We start from the raw sequence: 826 nt of genomic DNA on the forward strand, positions 1-826 counted from the left end.
CGTCGATCTTCCTTACAGTATAAGTCTCGTCGTCGAGATGACTCCGTGATCCGGAAGCGGATTAAAGAGATTGCTCAAGTACGTATTCGGTATGGGTATCAACGGATCTACATCTTATTACGGCGTGAAGGTTGGCGAGATAACCATAAAAGGGTTTATAGGGTGTATTGTGAGGAAGGATTGCACCTTAGAAGCAAGCGGCCTCGTCGTAACCGAGCCGCTGCCCACCGGTTAGATCGCCCCCAGCTCTCCAGTATTCATCAGTGCTGGAACGGTCCGCCGTAGCGGCATGGATTTTGTGGCCGATCAGCTTTTTGACGGGCGAAAAATTCGGGCGTTAACTATAGTGGATAATTATAGCCGTCAGTGCATAGCCATTCACGTCGGACAATCATTAAAAGCTGGCGACGTAGTAGTAGTGATGAATCACTTAAAAAGTGTAGATTTGGCTGTGCCCCAAAGGATTCAAGTCGATAACGGGAGTGAATTTATTTCGAAGGCACTGGACTTGTGGGCGTATGATAACGGAGTAACGCTGGATTTTTCCAGACCTGGAAAACCGACCGACAACCCGTTTATTGAATCCTTCAATGGGAGTTTTCGCGACGAGTGCCTGAACGCTCACCGCTCCGGCGGCCCGGTGGTTTTTATCGTTGGAAGATGCCCGTGAAAAAATCGAGGCTTGGCGAGTGGAATATAATGCATTTCGACCTCATAGTTCACTGGGCGGACTGACGCCAGATGAGGCCGGAATGGGCGTCGAAAGAAGAACAAATGAACGTCCGATCCTCAATCTTTGAGTGGAACGCTTTTCGGGATTACCTCA

At 49.2% G+C, this 826-nt stretch carries 1 pseudogene; it reads left to right on the top strand.

The window, feature by feature from the left end:
* Nucleotides 1-800: pseudogene (locus GO755_RS41735) on the top strand (IS3 family transposase); the annotation flags it as partial.
* Nucleotides 801-826 lie beyond the last annotated feature (26 nt).

Source organism: Spirosoma arboris (genome assembly GCF_009754945.1).
Taxonomy (GTDB): Bacteria; Bacteroidota; Bacteroidia; order Cytophagales; family Spirosomataceae; genus Spirosoma; species Spirosoma arboris.